The 17329-nt window shown below is 42.6% G+C and carries 20 protein-coding genes; 7 read left to right on the forward strand and 13 right to left on the reverse strand.

Features of this window, described 5'->3' with window-relative positions:
* Positions 1 to 77 precede the first annotated feature (77 nt).
* Together BOD01S_RS13715 and BOD01S_RS13720 are read right to left on the reverse strand one after the other, a co-directional pair.
* A complete protein-coding gene (locus BOD01S_RS13715; RefSeq protein ID WP_081977907.1) occupies positions 78 to 1328 on the reverse strand; it encodes an HD domain-containing protein in 1251 nt (416 codons plus the stop codon).
* 217 nt (positions 1329 to 1545) lie between these two features.
* On the reverse strand, positions 1546 to 1770 hold the full coding sequence (locus tag BOD01S_RS13720; protein WP_036153133.1) for a DUF1450 domain-containing protein: 225 nt from the start codon (positions 1768 to 1770) through the stop codon (positions 1546 to 1548).
* Between the two features lie 220 nt (positions 1771 to 1990).
* On the opposite strand from BOD01S_RS13720, the gene BOD01S_RS13725 reads away from it, so the two are divergent.
* Complete coding sequence (locus BOD01S_RS13725) at positions 1991 to 2638, forward strand: RsfA family transcriptional regulator (protein WP_036153136.1); 648 nt, start codon at positions 1991 to 1993, stop codon at positions 2636 to 2638.
* Between the two features lie 54 nt (positions 2639 to 2692).
* Here the strand turns inward: BOD01S_RS13725 and BOD01S_RS13730 are convergent, their stop codons facing one another.
* The gene (locus tag BOD01S_RS13730) at positions 2693 to 3529 is read right to left on the reverse strand and encodes a lipoate--protein ligase family protein (RefSeq protein WP_036153138.1); all 837 of its coding nucleotides are present in this window, start codon (positions 3527 to 3529) and stop codon (positions 2693 to 2695) included.
* A 163-nt stretch (positions 3530 to 3692) separates the two neighbouring features.
* Between BOD01S_RS13730 and hemQ the strand changes: the two genes are divergently transcribed.
* Positions 3693 to 4448 (forward strand): hydrogen peroxide-dependent heme synthase, encoded by a 756-nt coding sequence (hemQ, locus tag BOD01S_RS13735; protein ID WP_036153140.1) that lies wholly within the window; start codon positions 3693 to 3695, stop codon positions 4446 to 4448.
* Between the two features lie 119 nt (positions 4449 to 4567).
* On the opposite strand, the gene BOD01S_RS23380 is transcribed toward hemQ, so the two are convergent.
* The gene (locus tag BOD01S_RS23380; protein WP_036153142.1) at positions 4568 to 4738 is read right to left on the reverse strand and encodes a hypothetical protein; all 171 of its coding nucleotides are present in this window, start codon (positions 4736 to 4738) and stop codon (positions 4568 to 4570) included.
* A gap of 682 nt (positions 4739 to 5420) precedes the next feature.
* On the opposite strand from BOD01S_RS23380, the gene gerQ reads away from it, so the two are divergent.
* The gene (gene gerQ / locus BOD01S_RS13740; protein WP_052124788.1) at positions 5421 to 5723 is read left to right on the forward strand and encodes a spore coat protein GerQ; all 303 of its coding nucleotides are present in this window, start codon (positions 5421 to 5423) and stop codon (positions 5721 to 5723) included.
* Positions 5724 to 5766: 43 nt separating this feature from the next.
* On the opposite strand, the gene BOD01S_RS13745 is transcribed toward gerQ, so the two are convergent.
* The 6 genes from BOD01S_RS13745 to BOD01S_RS13770 all read right to left on the reverse strand — a co-directional run bounded on the left by BOD01S_RS13745 (position 5767) and on the right by BOD01S_RS13770 (position 10595).
* Positions 5767 to 7452, reverse strand: a complete 1686-nt coding sequence (locus BOD01S_RS13745; protein WP_036153146.1) for a methyl-accepting chemotaxis protein — start codon at positions 7450 to 7452, stop codon at positions 5767 to 5769.
* A gap of 144 nt (positions 7453 to 7596) precedes the next feature.
* Entirely contained in the window at positions 7597 to 8775 is a 1179-nt protein-coding gene (locus BOD01S_RS13750; RefSeq protein WP_036153148.1) for a M20 family metallopeptidase, read from the reverse strand.
* Between the two features lie 111 nt (positions 8776 to 8886).
* On the reverse strand, positions 8887 to 9267 hold the full coding sequence (locus tag BOD01S_RS13755) for a DUF423 domain-containing protein (RefSeq protein ID WP_036153150.1): 381 nt from the start codon (positions 9265 to 9267) through the stop codon (positions 8887 to 8889).
* Positions 9268 to 9418: 151 nt separating this feature from the next.
* On the reverse strand, positions 9419 to 9694 hold the full coding sequence (locus BOD01S_RS13760; protein WP_036153152.1) for a YwdI family protein: 276 nt from the start codon (positions 9692 to 9694) through the stop codon (positions 9419 to 9421).
* The gene (locus tag BOD01S_RS13765) at positions 9691 to 9861 is read right to left on the reverse strand and encodes a hypothetical protein (RefSeq protein WP_036153154.1); all 171 of its coding nucleotides are present in this window, start codon (positions 9859 to 9861) and stop codon (positions 9691 to 9693) included. Before BOD01S_RS13765 ends, BOD01S_RS13760 begins: the two co-directional genes overlap by 4 nt.
* A 62-nt stretch (positions 9862 to 9923) precedes the next feature.
* A complete protein-coding gene (locus BOD01S_RS13770; RefSeq protein WP_036153156.1) occupies positions 9924 to 10595 on the reverse strand; it encodes a uracil-DNA glycosylase in 672 nt (223 codons plus the stop codon).
* 167 nt (positions 10596 to 10762) lie between these two features.
* Here BOD01S_RS13770 and thiD point away from each other — a divergent pair, with 167 nt between their 5' ends.
* The 4 genes from thiD to BOD01S_RS13790 all read left to right on the forward strand — a co-directional run bounded on the left by thiD (position 10763) and on the right by BOD01S_RS13790 (position 14537).
* Positions 10763 to 11596, forward strand: coding sequence for a bifunctional hydroxymethylpyrimidine kinase/phosphomethylpyrimidine kinase (gene thiD / locus BOD01S_RS13775; RefSeq protein ID WP_036153158.1), 834 nt, complete (start codon positions 10763 to 10765; stop codon positions 11594 to 11596).
* Between the two features lie 221 nt (positions 11597 to 11817).
* Complete coding sequence (locus BOD01S_RS13780) at positions 11818 to 12168, forward strand: YojF family protein (protein WP_036153160.1); 351 nt, start codon at positions 11818 to 11820, stop codon at positions 12166 to 12168.
* Between the two features lie 15 nt (positions 12169 to 12183).
* Positions 12184 to 12894 carry a bacillithiol biosynthesis deacetylase BshB2 gene (gene bshB2 / locus BOD01S_RS13785; RefSeq protein WP_036153162.1) on the forward strand — a complete coding sequence of 237 codons (711 nt, stop codon included), beginning with the start codon at positions 12184 to 12186 and terminating at the stop codon, positions 12892 to 12894.
* A gap of 293 nt (positions 12895 to 13187) precedes the next feature.
* Positions 13188 to 14537, forward strand: a complete 1350-nt coding sequence (locus tag BOD01S_RS13790; protein ID WP_036153164.1) for a YjiH family protein — start codon at positions 13188 to 13190, stop codon at positions 14535 to 14537.
* A gap of 108 nt (positions 14538 to 14645) precedes the next feature.
* Here the strand turns inward: BOD01S_RS13790 and BOD01S_RS13795 are convergent, their stop codons facing one another.
* The 3 genes from BOD01S_RS13795 to BOD01S_RS23720 form a co-directional block, all read right to left on the reverse strand.
* Positions 14646 to 15272 (reverse strand): TerD family protein, encoded by a 627-nt coding sequence (locus BOD01S_RS13795; protein WP_036153166.1) that lies wholly within the window; start codon positions 15270 to 15272, stop codon positions 14646 to 14648.
* A 121-nt stretch (positions 15273 to 15393) separates the two neighbouring features.
* Positions 15394 to 16188, reverse strand: coding sequence for an HAD family hydrolase (locus tag BOD01S_RS13800; RefSeq protein ID WP_052124779.1), 795 nt, complete (start codon positions 16186 to 16188; stop codon positions 15394 to 15396).
* Positions 16185 to 17309 (reverse strand): cysteine protease StiP family protein, encoded by a 1125-nt coding sequence (locus tag BOD01S_RS23720; RefSeq protein WP_052124789.1) that lies wholly within the window; start codon positions 17307 to 17309, stop codon positions 16185 to 16187. The genes BOD01S_RS13800 and BOD01S_RS23720 overlap by 4 nt, the downstream gene beginning before the upstream one ends.
* Between the last annotated feature and the right edge of the window lie 20 nt (positions 17310 to 17329).

The following is a 17329-nucleotide window of genomic DNA, read 5'->3' on the forward strand; positions in this document are numbered from 1 at the left end:
CTGGCTTCGGCTCACCCGTTGAGCAGCTTATAAGCAAAAAAGGCGATTCCTCATCAATTGATGAAGAACCGTCTTTTTTAATCGGAAAAATAAATTTCCTTTGGATAATAGACTTTATAATCCGTTTTAATGTTGTTCGCCATTGCAGAAACAATATGCGACTGCTCGGCAAGCTCCCGGATTTCCCCGCTTGGCATTTCCAGATAAATTGGACGCTTCGTCGGCAAAACACCCGGACGGTAGAAATCATACGGAAGATCTGATGTAGAATCCGGTTTTACATAATAGTCAGGGTCCAGTCCGATTGCTTTTACCTGTTCAATCAGCCACGCATAGCGCTCCGGCTCTTCCTCCGGGTTCAGATCCATATGCTCAAATAAATCCCGGTTAATGAAACGGCGGCATAGATCGCTTAATATAGCATCCTCTTCATCCATCCAGAACTGGAAGTATGTCATCATAATACTCTCATCAAGAGCCAAATATTGTTCCAACGATATTTCTTTATTAAAGAATGGTCGGAAATGAACAGGTTCGAACTTGAACTGATAGTCTTCCTCGCTCAACCTTTTCGCCCGCTTTAAAATATGATTCAATACCGCTTCTGCGCTGCGGGATACCGGATGGAAGTAAATTTGGAGATACATTTGGTAGCGGGACATAATGTAATCCTCTATTGCATGCATGCCGCTTGCTTTAATAACGACCATGTCCTTGCGCGGGCGCATGACGCGAAGTATACGTTCCATATCAAAATGCCCGTAGCTTACCCCCGTAAAATAGGCATCTCGCTGTAAATAATCCATACGGTCCGCGTCTATTTGACTTGAAATTAAGCTGACTACCTGCTGATTTGTATAATTGTTGTCAATCACTTGTGCTACTAACTCCGGAAAGCCAATGTCTACCTTCCTTAATATTGCATTCACCTCTGTATTACCAAGCAAAATGGCTCGGGTATAGGCTTCATGGTCTGTTCCAAACACTTCCTCAAAAGCATGAGAAAACGGTCCATGGCCTAAGTCGTGGAGGAGGGCTGCACAAAGTGCCAGCAGTCGCTCATTATTATCCCATTCAGGTCTCCCACTAAAACTATCATCTATGATCCGGCGCACAATTTCATATACACCAAGCGAATGGCTAAAGCGGCTGTGTTCTGCTCCGTGAAATACTAGGTAGGTGGTACCCAGCTGACGGATTCTCCGCAAACGCTGAAACTCTCGCGTGCCGATTAAATCCCAGATTACTTGGTCTCGTACATGTACATAACGATGTACCGGGTCTTTAAATACTTTTTCTTCTGCTAGTTTCGACGCCGCGTAATCCATTTTCACTACCTCCCCTTCAATACTTCTATCTTTATTATATGAAAGAACCGGCTCTTTATCATCTAGAAAGGCGCATTTCCACCCATTTGGCTGCTGGAGAACAGACAGATGACCTGTCCGCCCCTCTATACAAGTCCTTCGCAGCCCTTTTATAGCTAACAAGCAAGATTTACAATAAAAAAGAGACAGTCCGCTATTTCGAACTATCTCTTTTATGCTACTTTTTTAGCTTTGCAATTACCTTCTCCATCAGCTCATCCTCTGTCAGTGCAGCTACTGGGCGATTATTTACAAATGTAAAGGTCTTTTTGCGGCCTGGCCCGCAATATGAATGACAGCCAATTTCAATCGTTGCTTCTGGATCTATCTCTTGTAACTTTGGAATTAACGTTTTTAAATTAACGGCCTGACATTCATCGCAAACGTGGAAAATGTTTGCCATAGTGTCAACACCCCTTCTATACTATTTTACGCTTTTTTAAGCAGACTTTTTATATTTTAACCTTTCCTATTGTAGCCTAAAAATACTTGTCTGTTCAAGAGGAAAAGATATAGTTCGGTCAAAGGTCTGAAGCTATTTTTTACACGAAAAAAAATAAAGAATAAACTCTCGTAAATGTGGACATATTAGTATTGAAATCATAAGTTAGGGGGATTTTACCATGGTAAAAATCAGACAGGACGCTTGGTTAAAAGAAAATGATGAACTTTTAGCAGAGGCAGTATTAAGACATGTAAAAGAAGGAAGTACTCAATTAAATGCTTTTGAGGAAGCAGGAGATGCGCTGAATCGTACAGCGGCCGCATGCGGTTTTCGATGGAATGCCGTTGTTCGCAGATTCTATGAAAAAGAACTGGCAGAAGCGAAAAAAGAGCGGAAAGAACGCTTACGTGTTCTTGGAACAATTGGAAAACGCCGTGCTCAGCAAATCTATTTACTCCCTTCAGCAACAGAGGAAGAAGGACGTACTATCCCATTATCGGCGCTATCACTTGATATTGTTATTGCCTATTTGGCACGCTTGCAGCATCATAGTTCAGCAGAAACGGAAGTAACAAAATGGCGTCATATGGCAAATGTCACGACTGAAAAAATGAAAGAATTAGAGCAGGAAGTGGCAAGATTAGAACGTGAAAATAAGGAAATTAAAGACGACTATGAGCAGTTTGTGAACATTATGAACCGCGCACGTCGCCTTGTCACACTTGATACGGAGGAAGAACGCATCGCACCTGTTTTCAAAATGGAGCGAAACGGTAACTTAGTAGCTTCCTCGCCACAACCAGAAAACGGGGAGCAGCTGCAATAGCAGCGCTCCCTTTTTCATGCTTTATAATCTTCCTAATACATCATTAGATTCCCGCTAGTTTTCTTCCTTCTTCAATAAAGAAGCATTCCGTTTGAAAACCCGCTCTAAATAGTGAGTATAATAGGAAAGCTCTTCTTCCTGAAGTGGAAGGAGCTGTATAGCCGAATTCCATTCCAGCAACAATCGCTGAATACGCATATTTACTTCGGCGACTGTCAAATCTGCATTCACCAGCTCCTGCATGGAGGCCATCACCTCGGGCACGACTACAGGATAATGGAATTTCGTTTTCTCTCCCTGTAAGCTCTCTGAATAAAAATCGCGAATCAACGCAGCCCGGGCGCTGCCGCTTCCCTCTATACATAAATAAATCTGCACAGCAATGCCGTTTTGCATCCGCCGCTGGGAAATACCCGCAAACTTCCGGCCGCCGATACTTAAATCATATGTGCCAGGGCAATAAGAGCCGACAATCTCATAGACTTCGATCTCGTTTGCGACTTCCGGGAAAATCCCCCTCACCAGTCCCACCATATAGCTAAATGCCTGATCAATGCTTGTTGGCTCTGTCTCGCCAAAGACAATGGAAATATTTAAAACGCCTGGATCAAGCACAACGGCAAGCCCGCCTGAATTACGCACAATCGGATCATATCCTGCCTGTCGAAGCAGATTCATCCCATCTTCAATATACGGAAGCCGGTGATCCTGGATACCGAGTACAACTGCTTCATTATGTACCCATGTACGAATGACAGGCAAGCTTTGACCATGGCCCGTTAAATGGCAAAGTGTATCGTCCATGGCGAACGACTCAAGAGGTGAGCGTGTCATCATGCTCAACGATTGATCGATGAAACGCCAATTTGTATGTCGAAAAAAATCATTCATTGTATAGTTCTCCCTATTGATTGACTACACTTAGCATACTGTATTTTCAACTCATGTCAAATTCGTGACATGACGCGTTTTTAATGCACTAAATAATGAAATGTATAGTAATTGTGTTAAACTAATTGTGACTGATTATCAAGTAGAAGGAGTGTCTTACACTATGAATGAAGCAGCTATTACATTAGACGGCTGGTATGCTTTACATGATTTCCGCTCAATCGACTGGGCTTCTTGGAAGTTGGTTTCTCAAGATGAGCGCCAGGCAGCAGTAGAAGAATTTATCCAGTATTTAGAAAAACTAAACGAGGCAGATACGGCCAAAACAGGTGCCCATGCATTCTATGCAATCGTTGGTCAAAAGGCCGATTTCATGATCATGACGCTTCGCGAAACAATGGATGAGCTGCAGGAGCTTGAAGCAGAGTTTAATAAATTAGCAATCGCAGATTTTACAATTCCAGCGTATTCTTACGTTTCTGTAGTAGAGTTATCTAACTACTTGGCTGGGGAATCTAATGAAGATCCTTATCAAAACCCTCATGTACGTGCCCGTCTGTACCCAGAACTGCCACGTTCAAAATACGTTTGCTTCTATCCAATGGACAAACGTCGTGAAGGAAATGACAACTGGTATATGCTTTCAATGGATGAGCGTAAGAGCCTTATGCGTTCACACGGCATGATCGGCCGCGGCTATGCAGGTAAAGTCAAACAGATTATTACGGGTTCAGTTGGCTTTGATGATCATGAATGGGGCGTTACATTATTTGCAGACGATGTATTACAATTCAAAAAGTTAGTATACGAAATGCGCTTTGACGAAGTATCAGCACGTTACGGCGAATTCGGGGAGTTCTTCGTAGGCAATCTGTTGGACAATGAAAAGTTAGTGGAATTCCTATCTGTAAATAAATAATGGACACGCGGCTGCTGGCGCCAATGTTTTTGTAAGACCTTGACGCAAAGCCTTCTAACCGGCGGGTCCTAGCGGCTCTAGATTATAAAAAATGAGTAATCCTTTTGATTACTCATTTTTTATATATTCTCGTCATTCATTTTAAGAATTAAAATAATTGTGTTGATGAAAAACCCTACAAACACGATGAGGATAAATAAATACCAATGAAGTGGCTGACCGTACAGGTTGCCGATGACAAAAGATAAAATGGCACCGAGCAAGACTGCTATCCACACGTCAATCCGCATACCAACCCCTCCTTTGTAATTCGCTAGTCTATTACTTATTTTTTCATTTATATAAAATATTTACCCAACTCCGAGCATATTATGTCCTATCCTGAAGTGCTATTCCTCTACCCGTATTTATTTTTTTATTATATGGACTTTTTTCTATTTTATTCAGTGCCCTTTTTTATTTTCCTACATACATTAAAAACAAGGAGGTACGCCCATCGCTATTATTCAAGTAGATGATGTACTTACTCCATTACTTACTCGATTGTCGCTTGCTGAGGATAAATGGAAAAGTCGGCTAGGCATACCGGCAATTGCAAATTGCAGCAATCGAATTCAGGCAGACTGCTTCGATTTCAAGGAGCCTCCCCCTTGAAATAAATAATACAGCAGCTCAATCTATTCGAAAGTATGAAAGATCATTTTATCAATGCAGCAAGCCTTAAAAACTAATTTATTTACTGATTCATTCAGGGAGGAATATTTGCCCCTCTTATACGGAGTCACGGGAAGTTCAGCAATGCCTCCTCGTCAGTATGGCACTGGGGAAAGCAATTGCTATCAGCCGCTCTGCTAATTTAGGTGAGACGGACTAATGAAGGATTTAATTTGAAAGGATGATGGTTTGACTTATTATTGGACACCACAAAATGTTCCTCAGCAGTTCCCTGGCCAGCAGTTTCCAGGTCAGCAAATGCCTGGTCAACAGATGCAGCCACAGACTGTAGCACAGTTTCGTGAGGAATCTTACATTGAAAACATTTTCCGTCTGAACCGGGGAAAACCGGGTACCTTTTATTTCTCTTTTGATCAGCCGGTCGATGGAAGTAACACAAAAGGCGTAAGGGGCGTGGTTGAAGCGGCGGGACGGGACCATGTCATATTACGTGAATTAAGAACAAATCATCGCTTCCTGTTCCCTATGATTTACTTTGATTATGCGGAATTTGATGAAGAGTTAGCCTATTTCAATCAACAACCTCAACCGCGACCATAAAGAATAAGCCGGCCCATTTAGGATGGGCCGGCTTATTTTTATTTTAAACTTTAAAACGTTGAATTTCATTTTGTAGATGCTGTGCGCTTTCGTTTAAGGAGAGGGCTACACTATTGACTTCCTGCATCGTTGCTGTTTGCTCTTCCATAGCTGCTGCAATTGTATCAATATTGCCTGCCGCAGATTGGGCGCCCATCGAGATTTCATTCACCGAAGCCGATACTTCTTCCGCACTCGCAGATAGCTGTTCGGATGTTGCTGAAATTTCCTGAATTTGCGCTGTCATCACATCCACTGCAGAAACAATAGCATGGAATGATTCTCCAGCCTCACTTATTATGCCAACCCCGTCCTTTACAGACACAAGGGAATTGCCTACAGCACGCTCTACATTTTCTGTATCTATTTTAATTTCCATGGTTAAGGCTGCGATAGAGTTTGCCGATTCTTTTGATTCCTCAGCCAGCTTGCGCACCTCATCAGCCACTACAGCAAACCCTTTTCCATGTTCTCCTGCCCGTGCCGCCTCAATCGCTGCATTTAATGCCAGAAGGTTTGTCTGATCGGTAATGTCCGTAATGACTCTCGTAATATTTTCAATTTCTTCTGTTTGCTTCGCCAGTTTTTGCACAAGATCATTTACAACGGCTGTCGAACCATTGATGACATCCATCTGATTTTTCGCCTGTTCAATAATTTCCGTACCATGTGTTGCTGTACGGCTCGCATCAAGAGAGGATGTATGAAGAGTTTGTGATGCTTCTGCAATACGCTGTACACCTTGAGCCGTTTCTTCCATTGCCAAAGCACTTTCATTTGCTGCAAGCGAGGACCCCTGGGCCGCATCCGCTGTCATGGCTACTTGGTGAGCTGCATCTTCGGTAGTAGCAGAGACTTCCTCTGTACTTGCCGATAGCTCTTCTGCAGCTGCGCTTAACTGCTCCGTATTGGTTTGTACATGTTTGATCAGCGAACGCAAGCTTGCCTTCATATCATTAAAGACCTTTGCCAATTGGCCGATTTCGTCTTTAGAATGATGTACAATATCTTCCTGTGAAAGGTCGCCGTCTGCAATCTTTTGTGCTGCACTCATGACCGTATTCAATGGTTTCGTAATTATTCGTCGCACATAGCCAATAAGGACGATGCTGATTAAAACACTTAAAATAAGCATAACAATAGATGATGTACGAGACGTACTAATGGATTTTTTAGTCTCTGCTTTTATAAGCTCCAACTGCTGTCCTTGATACTCGCTCATTTTCGTTGCTACGTCTAAAATGCCGATATTGGCATCCTGCAGCTTTGTATTTACTATTGTAGTAGCTTTTGCTATATCGTTCTCATCTACAGCTGCCACGACTTCCTGTGCAGCCTGATCAAATTCCTTTGTATAGCCTTCAGTCTCCTGCAAATAGCCTTTCATTGTATCAGACGAGGCAAGATCCTTTATCGCCGAAATATTTTTATTTAACATTTCCGCATAAGATAGCAGATTTTCACGGTTTTTAGCTGTTGTATCAATCATTAAGGCGCGGGCATATAACCCCTGCATTCCAACATCAAACCGTATTTCATCAATGATGCGCAGCTGCACCACTCTATTATCCAATGCATTCTCTGTTTTATCCTCGATATGGGCTAAACTGTAAAAACTAATTCCCACCGAAATGCATAGGAGCGCGACAATTGACCAGAACGCTACATTTAATTTTGCTCCGACCTTCATAGTATTTCCTCCTCAAATTTTTTCCATATCAGGGCGTATTTTATTTTATATCGGATTTCCTTTCGAGGAGATTCACGTAAAAGAGTATTTTCTGTCATTCTTCGACATATATTTCACTTTGCTGATAGACACTTTATCAAATTTCTATCGATTTTTTTGTAAAAATTGCAAAGTCGCGTTTCCTAATGTTTTGGCAGCAATCAGCATTGCCCGTTCATCAAAATTAAATCTTGCATGGTGATGCGGATAGGCTGTTTCCCAACAAGGGTCTTTTGCTCCGGTGAAGAAAAATGTACCTGGTACGTGCTCCATATAATAAGCAAAATCCTCTCCAATCATAAAGGGCTCACAAGTCTTCACATGATCGACTTCCGGGATATCCCGCGCAATTTCAGCTACAAATGCTGTCTCCTGCGGATGATTCACAACTGGCGGATATCCACGGTAATAATTATAAGTATAGGTTGCGCCTGCACCTAAACAGACAGATTTCAAGAGAAGCTCCAGTTCCTCTATAATTTGTTCACGCACCTCTTCCTCAAATGTACGAACCGTTCCTGCCAGCTTTACTGTATCGGCAATTACATTAAAGGGGTTGATTGCTTCAAAATGCCCTACGGAAATTACCGCCGGATTTAATGGGTTAACGCGGCGTGATATAAGTGTCTGTAGCTGTGTCACAAACTGCGCACCTGTCACTACGGCATCAATCGCATGATGCGGCTCTGCCCCGTGACCGCCTTTTCCTTGAATTACAATTTCAAACCGGTCAGCTGCCGCCATAATGGCGCCTTCCCTTACTAACACAGTACCGAGCGGAGTAGGTGCCCAAAGATGGGTACCAAAAATCACATCTACCCCTTCTAAACAGCCATCTTCAATCATTGCCTTTGCCCCGCCAGGCGCTAGTTCTTCTGCATGCTGATGGATAAAGACTATATTGCCTGCCAGTTCTTCGCGCATTTCTGTAAGGCATCGTGCCAAAATCAATAAAGTTGCTGTATGACCATCATGGCCGCAAGCATGCATCACTCCATCATTTTTTGATTTATAAGGAATGTCATTTAATTCTTGAATGGCAAGAGCGTCAAAATCAGCGCGTAAGCCCACTGTCTTACCAGGCTTTCCACCGCGCAGCGTTGCCACTACTCCCCGCTTACCTACACCTTCTCGTACTTCCAATCCCAATTCACGATAGAAATTGGCAATGTACGCCGGTGTATGTACTTCCTCAAAAGACAGCTCCGGTCTTTCATGTAAATATCGGCGGATTGCAACCATTTCTTCATAGTTTTTTTCCAACAATAAAAATAATCGTTCCATGTTAATCATCTCCCTCTAAGTGATTATATCATCGTCTTTATGGCATTATCAGCAAGTGCATATAAAATGACCCTTGCTTTCCTTCTAGTAAAAGAAAACAAGGGTCATATATTATTTTGCGGCTTTTACGGTTGAAACAATAACTAATACCCAGCTGATCAGGAAGAGCACGCCGCCAATTGGTGTAATGGCCCCGAATATACCGATATCCGTTAAAGCCAGCGTATAAAGACTACCGGAGAAGAAAATGATTCCTAAATTGAAGCAAATCATTGCTATTTTTAACTGTTTTGTTTCCCCGAATAACTTCGCGCTCATCAAAATGCCGATCAGCAACAGCCCTGCGGCATGAAACATTTGATACTGAACCGCTGTATCCCAAATACCTTGGCTGTAATCATCCAGCACGTTTTTAAGCGCATGTGCACCAAATGCACCGAGCGCTACAGCCAAAAATCCGTGAACTGCACCAGAAATAATTGATCCTTTCATAATGAAACCTCTTTCATTCAGTCACTGCCAGCCTATCGCTTTCATGTAAATAAGCTCTCTGTTAAGCTCAGCATGTTGCCCTTTAGAGACCTTTTTTAGGGTTTCAAAATACCCTAATCAATAAGCAATTTACCAGCTCAGTACTACTATTTTAAAAATCAAAGATCGAATCACCATTCGCATCCGGCTCATCCAGCCTGTCAGAAGAAGCTGTTTGTTGTATGAGCGTATGCTGGTTTTTCTGCAGCGGGACCGCCTGTGCGGCTGTTACCACATGCTGCGGCATGCTGCCAGCCTGTCCAAGAACGACTTCGCATAATGCCTTGACCGCTGTCAGCTGTTCGCGCATATGCTGCTCATTATGTGTATTTTTAGCATGTCGAACAAGCTGCTCCATTTGGGCAAGCACCGCATCGTAAGAAATCATAGCTGTCCCTCCTTTGATACAAACTTCATACAATCCATGCCGGATGATTGCTTTACGACGATAGAAGGAAGCTGTTTTGTTTTAAATCCGTATGCTTGGCATCCGCGCGGGTTTGCCGGGTCCCATGTCACTTTAAAATACGCACATTTAAAACAATTAACTCTCATCATGTTCCCTCGCTTTCATCACCACTTTACCATGTTTTAAAGCGAGAGAAAAGGACCTTTCCTTACAGCTGCCAGTCGATTGGCTCCTTGCCCCAAGCTGTAAGCTGTGCATTGATTTTTGAATAGGGCTTGCTACCAAAAAATCCTCTGTGGGCACTTAATGGACTTGGATGTGGTGCTTCTAATATAGCATGCTGAGGATGCCGGGCAATTATCGCTTTTTTTGCCTGGGCCGGCTTGCCCCACAGTACAAAAATAATTGGATCCTCCCTCTCCGCCAGCTTTGTGATAATCGTGTCCGTAAACTGCTCCCACCCTTTTCCTTTATGGGAATTCGCTTCGCCAGCACGGACAGTCAGCACTGTATTTAACAGCAAGACCCCCTGCTTGGCCCACTTCATTAAATAGCCGTCCTTTGGAATAGTGCATCCCATATCATCCTGAAGTTCCTTAAGCATATTGCGCAAACTCGGCGGCTGCTTAACGCCTGGCTTGACTGAAAAGCTCATTCCGTGTGCCTGATTCGGGCCGTGGTACGGATCCTGTCCCAAGATCACCACTTTTACATCGGGAAAATCGGTTGCCTGCATGGCGTTCATGACATCTTCTTTTGGCGGGTAGACCGTTGCTTTGCTGTATTCCTCTGCTACAAATGACCTCAAATTTTGAAAATACGGTTTTTCAAATTCATCTTCCAGAATATGCTGCCATTCATTATCAAAAACTTTTTTCATCCTACATCACCTCTTTCTTAAACGTAGTGGGTAGACTGACTTTAAGCAAGCAAATCGCACAACTGACCATATAAAATTTTCGATTTCTGACCATTTCGCGAAAGTCAGGATATGTGTATACTCATAGTCAATATATCATGGAATTTTACACAAGGAGAGAATCAGCTATGACATTAAAAAAAACATTAACAATTGCAGGCTCTGATACTTCCGGCGGCGCAGGAATCCAAGCTGATTTGAAGGCATTTCAGGAGCATGGAACATATGGAATGACTGCATTGACAGTCGTTGTCACAATGGATCCGGACAATTCATGGAGCCATGGTGTATATGCATTACCAACAGAGGTACTGCAGCAGCAGATCAAAACAGCATTATCTACAGGTGTTGATGCAGTAAAAACAGGAATGCTTGCATCTGAAGAGATTATTAAAATTGCAAGTGACGCTATCCAACAATCCGGTACAGATAAAGTCGTAATTGATCCTGTAATGGTTTGTAAAGGGGAAGATGAAGTATTAAATCCCGGCAATACAACTGCTATGATTGAATATTTGCTTCCATATGCAACAGTCGTTACACCAAATCTTTTTGAGGCGGGACAGCTGGCTGGAACAGGTACACCGAAAACAATTGACGAAATGAAAGCTGCAGCTGCAAAAATTCATGAATTAGGGGCAAAAAATGTAGTCATTAAAGGAGGAAAAGCGCTTCCGACAGAAAAAGCGGTTGACCTTTTCTATAATGGATCAGAATTCAAGCTGCTTGAAACTGAAAAAATAGCTTCTACGTATAACCATGGAGCCGGCTGTACATTTGCTGCAAGCGTTTGCGCAAACCTTGCCAATGGTCTATCGGTGGAGGAAGCAGTAATCGAAGCGAAGGAATTCGTTGCCGCTGCTATCCAGCACGGCTGGGCATTAAACGAATATGTAGGACCTGTTATGCACGGTGCGAAACCACGCTTTGGCGCTCCTAAAGTAACAGTAACGAACGTTTAATATAAGGAAGACTCAAGGCTATCTGATAAAGCACAAATTTATCGGATAGCCTTTTCTGTGCCTATTTTTTGAAGACTCTAAAAGAAGTCTATTCCCCCAACTTCCACCTGCAAAACCGGCCATTCAGTAGAAATTTTACATCTCTCACGCCTTTTCACTACCCACCTTTCAAGGCTTTTGACTATACTTATAGTTAAACAGATTCGAAAGGAGAGTTAAGAGTGAAGGAAGTAGAGGTAAAAGAACTCCAGGAGTTGCTTAATTCTTTTGCGAACAAGGATGTATATATTCATCTGGAAACAACAAATGGCGCCTATGCCACTCATTTTAATGAAAATGTATTTAACGCGGGCGCCTTTATACGCAACGCACGTATACGATATGAGCTAGGGAAAGTTGTAGGGGATGCCCCTCACCGAGTAGGCCTGAAAATGGAACACGGCTGGGTATATGCCCAGGGGATCACGCATTTTGAGCTTGATGAGCGTGGCCGGCTGCTGATGGCCGGATTAGACTATACAGGAAAGCTGGCAATTGCACTGGAAATTAGTGAAACGCCGTTTTCATATTAAAAGGAGTGAAGGATGATGATATTAGAACAAGAACGTCAAATTTTACTCGTATTCCCTCATCCGGATGATGAAGCATTCTCATGTGCAGGATCAGTTCGCTTATATGCAAATATGGGCGTGCCCGTTACATACGCTTGCCTTACACTCGGTGAAATGGGCCGTAATCTAGGGAACCCTCCGTTTGCAACACGAGAATCCCTGCCTGAAATCCGACGTGCGGAGCTGAAGGCTGCTGTAGAAGCAATGGGCATAAAAGACTTGCGTATGATGGGGCTACGCGACAAGACGGTTGAATTCGAAGATGATGAAAAGATGGTAAAGATGGTAAGTGATTTGATCGAGGAGCTAAACCCATCACTAATTTTCACGTTTTTCCCGGGCTTCGCTGTACACCCTGACCATGAAGCTACAGCGCGGGCAGTAGTGGAAGCTGTTCGCCGCATGCCAAAAGAGCAACGCCCGAAAATCTGGGGAGTAGCTTTTGCAAACGACACAGTGGAGAAAATGGGTGAAGCAACTATTAATGTCGATGTCAGCACCGTGAAGCTGGATAAGCTAAAAGCACTGCAGGCTCACGCATCGCAGACTGCCTGGATGATGGCAGAGACGACAAAACGTGTAGAAGAAGGACAACCAATGAGCGAAAGCTGGCTGAATGTTGAAAAGTTCTATCTTATACAGCACGAAGATGAAATAGACCAATCCATTAATAGTGCATCTTTATAATTGTTTTTATGAGCGGGCATTTATATGTCCGCTTTTTCTCTATACGATTATACGTTTTTTTATACATTTTATTCACTTTTCAGATCTACTCTTTAGATGATATGAACAGGCTTATTATTGCTTTCTCATTAGTATCTTCCCTATGTCTATCCAGTATTTTCTAACAGTGTATACAAATCGTATTCATTATTATTATCTGAATAGTTCGTCTTTGCGAAAAACAGTAGACAATTGTATATAAAGAATATATAGTGTATAAATATTCAACTTTAAAGATAAAGAGGTTACTATACATGAAGAAATTCTCCGCTTATACGTGGTTTCTTTTTCTTGTGTTATCAGTGATTGGCATATTCCTATTCATTACGCCGATTACAACGGATAATGGATTAAAAGTGCCGATTGCTATATTAGCAAACTGGCTTGGAGGAAAAGTTACCCCTGTTATTCATTGGTTTGCCTTTGGCGTATTCATTATCGCAGCACTTGGTTCGATTGTGATGCATATGATTCCACAGAAAGGCCCCCGTACATTGCTAGATGCTCTATTCCGCGTTCATTGGTTTTGGACAAGTATGCGTGTTTTGGCCGTTATTTTTGCAGGGATGTATTTATTTCAGGTGGGACCTGAAAGCTTTATTTCCGACGATACGGCCGGGGTATTAATAGCACCGGACGGCGGTTTAGTCACATTAATGTTCACGCTCTTCTTATTTGCCGGACTCTTGCTGCCATTATTGACGGACTTCGGTCTGCTTGAATTCTTCGGATCCATGATGGTAAAAATTATGCGCCCGATCTTTAAAATCCCTGGCCGTGCAGCAATTGACTGTTTAGCATCTTGGGTAGGAGACGGAACAATTGGTGTATTATTAACAGCTAAGCAATACGAAGACAAAAACTATACAGGACGTGAAGCAGCAGTCATTGCCACTACCTTCTCGGTCGTATCTATTACCTTCTGTCTTGTTGTATTAGAAACAGTTAATTTAAATGATTATTTCTTGGAATTTTACGGTTCGGTTATTTTAGTAGGCCTTCTTTTGGCATTCATCATGCCTCGTATTTTCCCATTACGAGGAAAGGCTGATACGCTGATTGACGGATCAAAACTTCCGGAAAACTTTGAGGATGTACCAGATCATTTCAATAGCTTCACTTTTGGTTTGCATAACGCTTTATCAAAAGCGGAATCCAATAAAAATCTGGCAAAAATCATTAGCGGTGGTTTTAAAAACGTATTGGAAATGTGGTTTGCTGTAACACCTGTTATTATGGCGTTCGGTACGATTGCATTAGTGCTTGCTGAATTCACAAGCTTCTTCGAAATTTTAGGCATGCCATTCGAGCCGATTTTAGCGCTTCTGCAAATCCCAGAGGCTGGAGAAGCAGCTCAAACAATGATTGTCGGATTTGCCGATATGCTTCTGCCTTCTATTTTAGGGTCTGGCATCGAGTCAGACTTAACTCGTTTCTTTATCGCTACTGTCTCAGTGACGCAATTAATCTATATGTCAGAAGTCGGCGGTTTAATTTTAGGGACAAAGCTTCCAATCAAGCTTTGGGATCTATTTATTATTTTCCTTGTCCGCACGATCATCTCTATTCCAATCGTTGCCGTGATTGCTCATATTTTATTCTAAAAGAAAAGCCGCCTATACATGCAGGAACTTTACCTCTGCAGCGGCTTCCATCCATTTATATTCTAAGTAAAAGGTTCGAGCGACTAACTGCTCGAACTTTTTTCTTCGTTATTTCCTTCCCGGTGTCCAGTTCATTCCCCAGCCATATGCCCGGTCCAGATTCTCATGTCCATTGAAATACTCAACAAGCCGTTCTACCTTAAATGTCTCATCATTTACATTTTCAATCAGCGCAATGGCACACATTCTCCGGTCGGAACGGTGCTCATCAAGTCGTACGATAATATCCTGACCGCCTTCATAGGAAAGAGTTACAACACCATCCGCCTGGGCCCAGTTTGTGACTCCTTGGTAGATAAAGGTGAAAATAACGATACGTTTAATTTCCTTAAGAAAATCACCATTGATACGAAGGTTTTCCCCGTTGCTGATTGACCCTGTACGATCATCCCCATCCAGCTCGATGTAAGGCCAGTTTTGATAGTTGCCAAAGGAATTCCCCAGTGCCTGCACACAACCCTTGTCCCCGTTCTTCAATTCAAATAAACAGCCTAAATCTAGATCAGTACCATTATTTTTACCGCCGAATAACGAGGACAAAAAGCCGCCGCTCGGTTTTTGAACCTGCTGATTCCAGTTCAGATTGACAGTAATCCGACCGATTTTCGCATTTTTCTTTTCAAGATTGATCGATTGTCCTTTTTTCGTTAGTTCGATTTTATTTAAATTTACCATTTCTCCACCCCTATTCGATAAGTACAGTCGTATCTCTTTAGCTTTTCACAGCTGTGGTCACGATTGTTCAGGTAATTTGTATAACTCGAAGCTTCCAACCCTTTAACTAATTAGCTGCATGCTATTTTACAATTGTTTTTCCGCAGATTTCTCCTATAACCATCTCTGTAAAACGCACTCCTTCTTCATATACAACGGTTGCCTTCAGGGTATCCCTCTGCTGTTTATAAAGCTCACCATGCATCGGTGTAAAAGCCACATCCGCCATTTCCAGCATTCCTAAATCCATAATGGAATCTCCCGCTGCATAATGCGTTTTATAAGGAATATCTTTCAATATATATTCGACGGCTTGTTCTTTTGTCAAAGGCTTCGGCAGTACATAAAACTTCCGGCCGTTCACGTAGCTGCTCCAGCCGACTTTTCGCATCTCCTGCTGAAGCTCTACCAGGTATGCTCTGTCTACATCCTCTTCCTCAAGCATCAGCACATAAAATAGCCCATCCGCTGTTGCAATACGGCGGAACATCTTATGCTGCCACTGTTTCTCAAACATAAGGGCCATATCTTGGAAAGAAATACTATCCTGCAGCCGCTGCTTCAATATTTCATCCCATTCCTCGTCCCGTCTGCCATTTTTCATAACAACTCCCCCATTCGCAGCAATAGCGTAGGAAGGTTTATACGAATCGGTGAATAATGTAATACGTTCATATTGGTGCAGCGCCCTTGTTGTGACTGGAATGATCAGCGTATCTTCCTCAATATTTATTACATAATCAAGCAATGCTTTAGATACAAAAGAAAGATCTCTCCCTTCCCACTGCTCGATACATACAAGCTCTTCTGCCAACCTGTTTACCGTACGCTCCGAGAAGATGAAGGTTCTGTCTAAATCTGTAGTGAATACGTTCATTTTTCCATCTCCTTAATAAGACCGCAGCATGAATAACTCATATTTTTATAAGTTTCCACCGGCACTCCGCGTTCCTCGGCTAATAAATAGATATGCTGCAGATCCTGATCGAAATCCGGGTTGACAAGTATTTTCCACGGAATGCGACGCAGAAGCACTCTTGTCGTTTCTCCAACGCCCGGTTTAATGTAATTACTATTTGTAATAGCAAAGTCTTCTTTGATATTCTCGACCGATTCCAGCCCTTTCCATGTCGGAGGCTCATCTGCAGCTGATTCAAGAGCTTCCCACACGTCCTGCTCGGTTGAGGCAAAGTTTGATACAATTTTTTCAATGTAATCGTTTGATACATCCACATCAATCAAGTCATCATAAAACTTTGCCCCGTGGAAATCTCCTTCTTCCAAAAATTCAGCATTCAGGATCGTCCGACTCACAAGACCCGAAACAGTCGAGTTAAGACAGGCTGACGGAATTAAAAAATCATCTCTTGTCCCGTAAATACCAGCACAATGGCCTGGGTCTGCCAAAACAGCAAGCGTAGCATCCAGCTGTCTATTATACTTTTTATTAAAAGCTTCACATGCCTTTATCAATTCCTTCGTGATGGCGCCTTTTCCCGTCCATCCATCAATAAACTGAATATACCCTTGTGGATGATGCTCCACAATATGGAGAAGGGCCGTCTCATCTATTCCACGGCCACGGATAATAGAAACTGAGTAGTGAGGCACATTTACTTTATATTTATACTCATAATAGCGTTTAATTAGAATGCCGACCGGCGTGCCTGCACGTGCAAGGCTCACAAGTATAACATCTTCAAGCCTTTTGCCTGCAATGATTTTTTCAGCGACAATGCCGATAGCTATTGCAATACGAGCAGCATAACGATGAAGAGTTTCATAGTAAAGCCTCATATATTGTTCATTTGGCTGAAACTCAATCGGCAGCATTTCCGCATAATGCGTTCCTTGCTGAATTAATCGTTCACGTTCCTCTGTGCTTTTTTCCATTTTAATATGGCTGATGTCGCGCAGCAGGAATGTTACATCTTCCTTTCTATAGCTGGATTTCATATCCGGTAAAGATGTGCCCTTCGTCAGCTTTACTACTGTCATCCTTTTTGCGCCCACCGTAC

It is taken from the genome of Lysinibacillus odysseyi 34hs-1 = NBRC 100172 (assembly GCF_001591965.1).
GTDB lineage: Bacteria > Bacillota > Bacilli > Bacillales_A > Planococcaceae > Lysinibacillus_B > Lysinibacillus_B odysseyi.

Excerpts from the sequence above, each read along its gene's own strand:
- BOD01S_RS13730 (WP_036153138.1), bottom strand. The coding sequence starts at position 3,529 with ATGAATGATTTTTTTCGACATACAAATTGGCGTTTCATCGATCAATCG.
- BOD01S_RS13795 (WP_036153166.1), bottom strand. The coding sequence starts at position 15,272 with ATGGTAAATTTAAATAAAATCGAACTAACGAAAAAAGGACAATCGATC.
- BOD01S_RS13800 (WP_052124779.1), bottom strand. The coding sequence starts at position 16,188 with ATGAACGTATTCACTACAGATTTAGACAGAACCTTCATCTTCTCGGAG.
- BOD01S_RS23720 (WP_052124789.1), bottom strand. The coding sequence starts at position 17,309 with ATGACAGTAGTAAAGCTGACGAAGGGCACATCTTTACCGGATATGAAA.
- BOD01S_RS13720 (WP_036153133.1), bottom strand. The coding sequence starts at position 1,770 with ATGGCAAACATTTTCCACGTTTGCGATGAATGTCAGGCCGTTAATTTA.
- hemQ (WP_036153140.1), top strand. The coding sequence starts at position 3,693 with ATGAATGAAGCAGCTATTACATTAGACGGCTGGTATGCTTTACATGAT.
- BOD01S_RS13755 (WP_036153150.1), bottom strand. The coding sequence starts at position 9,267 with ATGAAAGGATCAATTATTTCTGGTGCAGTTCACGGATTTTTGGCTGTA.
- gerQ (WP_052124788.1), top strand. The coding sequence starts at position 5,421 with ATGCCTGGTCAACAGATGCAGCCACAGACTGTAGCACAGTTTCGTGAG.
- BOD01S_RS13790 (WP_036153164.1), top strand. The coding sequence starts at position 13,188 with ATGAAGAAATTCTCCGCTTATACGTGGTTTCTTTTTCTTGTGTTATCA.
- BOD01S_RS13770 (WP_036153156.1), bottom strand. The coding sequence starts at position 10,595 with ATGAAAAAAGTTTTTGATAATGAATGGCAGCATATTCTGGAAGATGAA.
- BOD01S_RS13745 (WP_036153146.1), bottom strand. The coding sequence starts at position 7,452 with ATGAAGGTCGGAGCAAAATTAAATGTAGCGTTCTGGTCAATTGTCGCG.
- BOD01S_RS23380 (WP_036153142.1), bottom strand. The coding sequence starts at position 4,738 with ATGCGGATTGACGTGTGGATAGCAGTCTTGCTCGGTGCCATTTTATCT.
- BOD01S_RS13760 (WP_036153152.1), bottom strand. The coding sequence starts at position 9,694 with ATGATTTCTTACGATGCGGTGCTTGCCCAAATGGAGCAGCTTGTTCGA.
- BOD01S_RS13725 (WP_036153136.1), top strand. The coding sequence starts at position 1,991 with ATGGTAAAAATCAGACAGGACGCTTGGTTAAAAGAAAATGATGAACTT.
- BOD01S_RS13750 (WP_036153148.1), bottom strand. The coding sequence starts at position 8,775 with ATGGAACGATTATTTTTATTGTTGGAAAAAAACTATGAAGAAATGGTT.
- BOD01S_RS13765 (WP_036153154.1), bottom strand. The coding sequence starts at position 9,861 with ATGAGAGTTAATTGTTTTAAATGTGCGTATTTTAAAGTGACATGGGAC.
- BOD01S_RS13715 (WP_081977907.1), bottom strand. The coding sequence starts at position 1,328 with ATGGATTACGCGGCGTCGAAACTAGCAGAAGAAAAAGTATTTAAAGAC.
- thiD (WP_036153158.1), top strand. The coding sequence starts at position 10,763 with ATGACATTAAAAAAAACATTAACAATTGCAGGCTCTGATACTTCCGGC.
- bshB2 (WP_036153162.1), top strand. The coding sequence starts at position 12,184 with ATGATATTAGAACAAGAACGTCAAATTTTACTCGTATTCCCTCATCCG.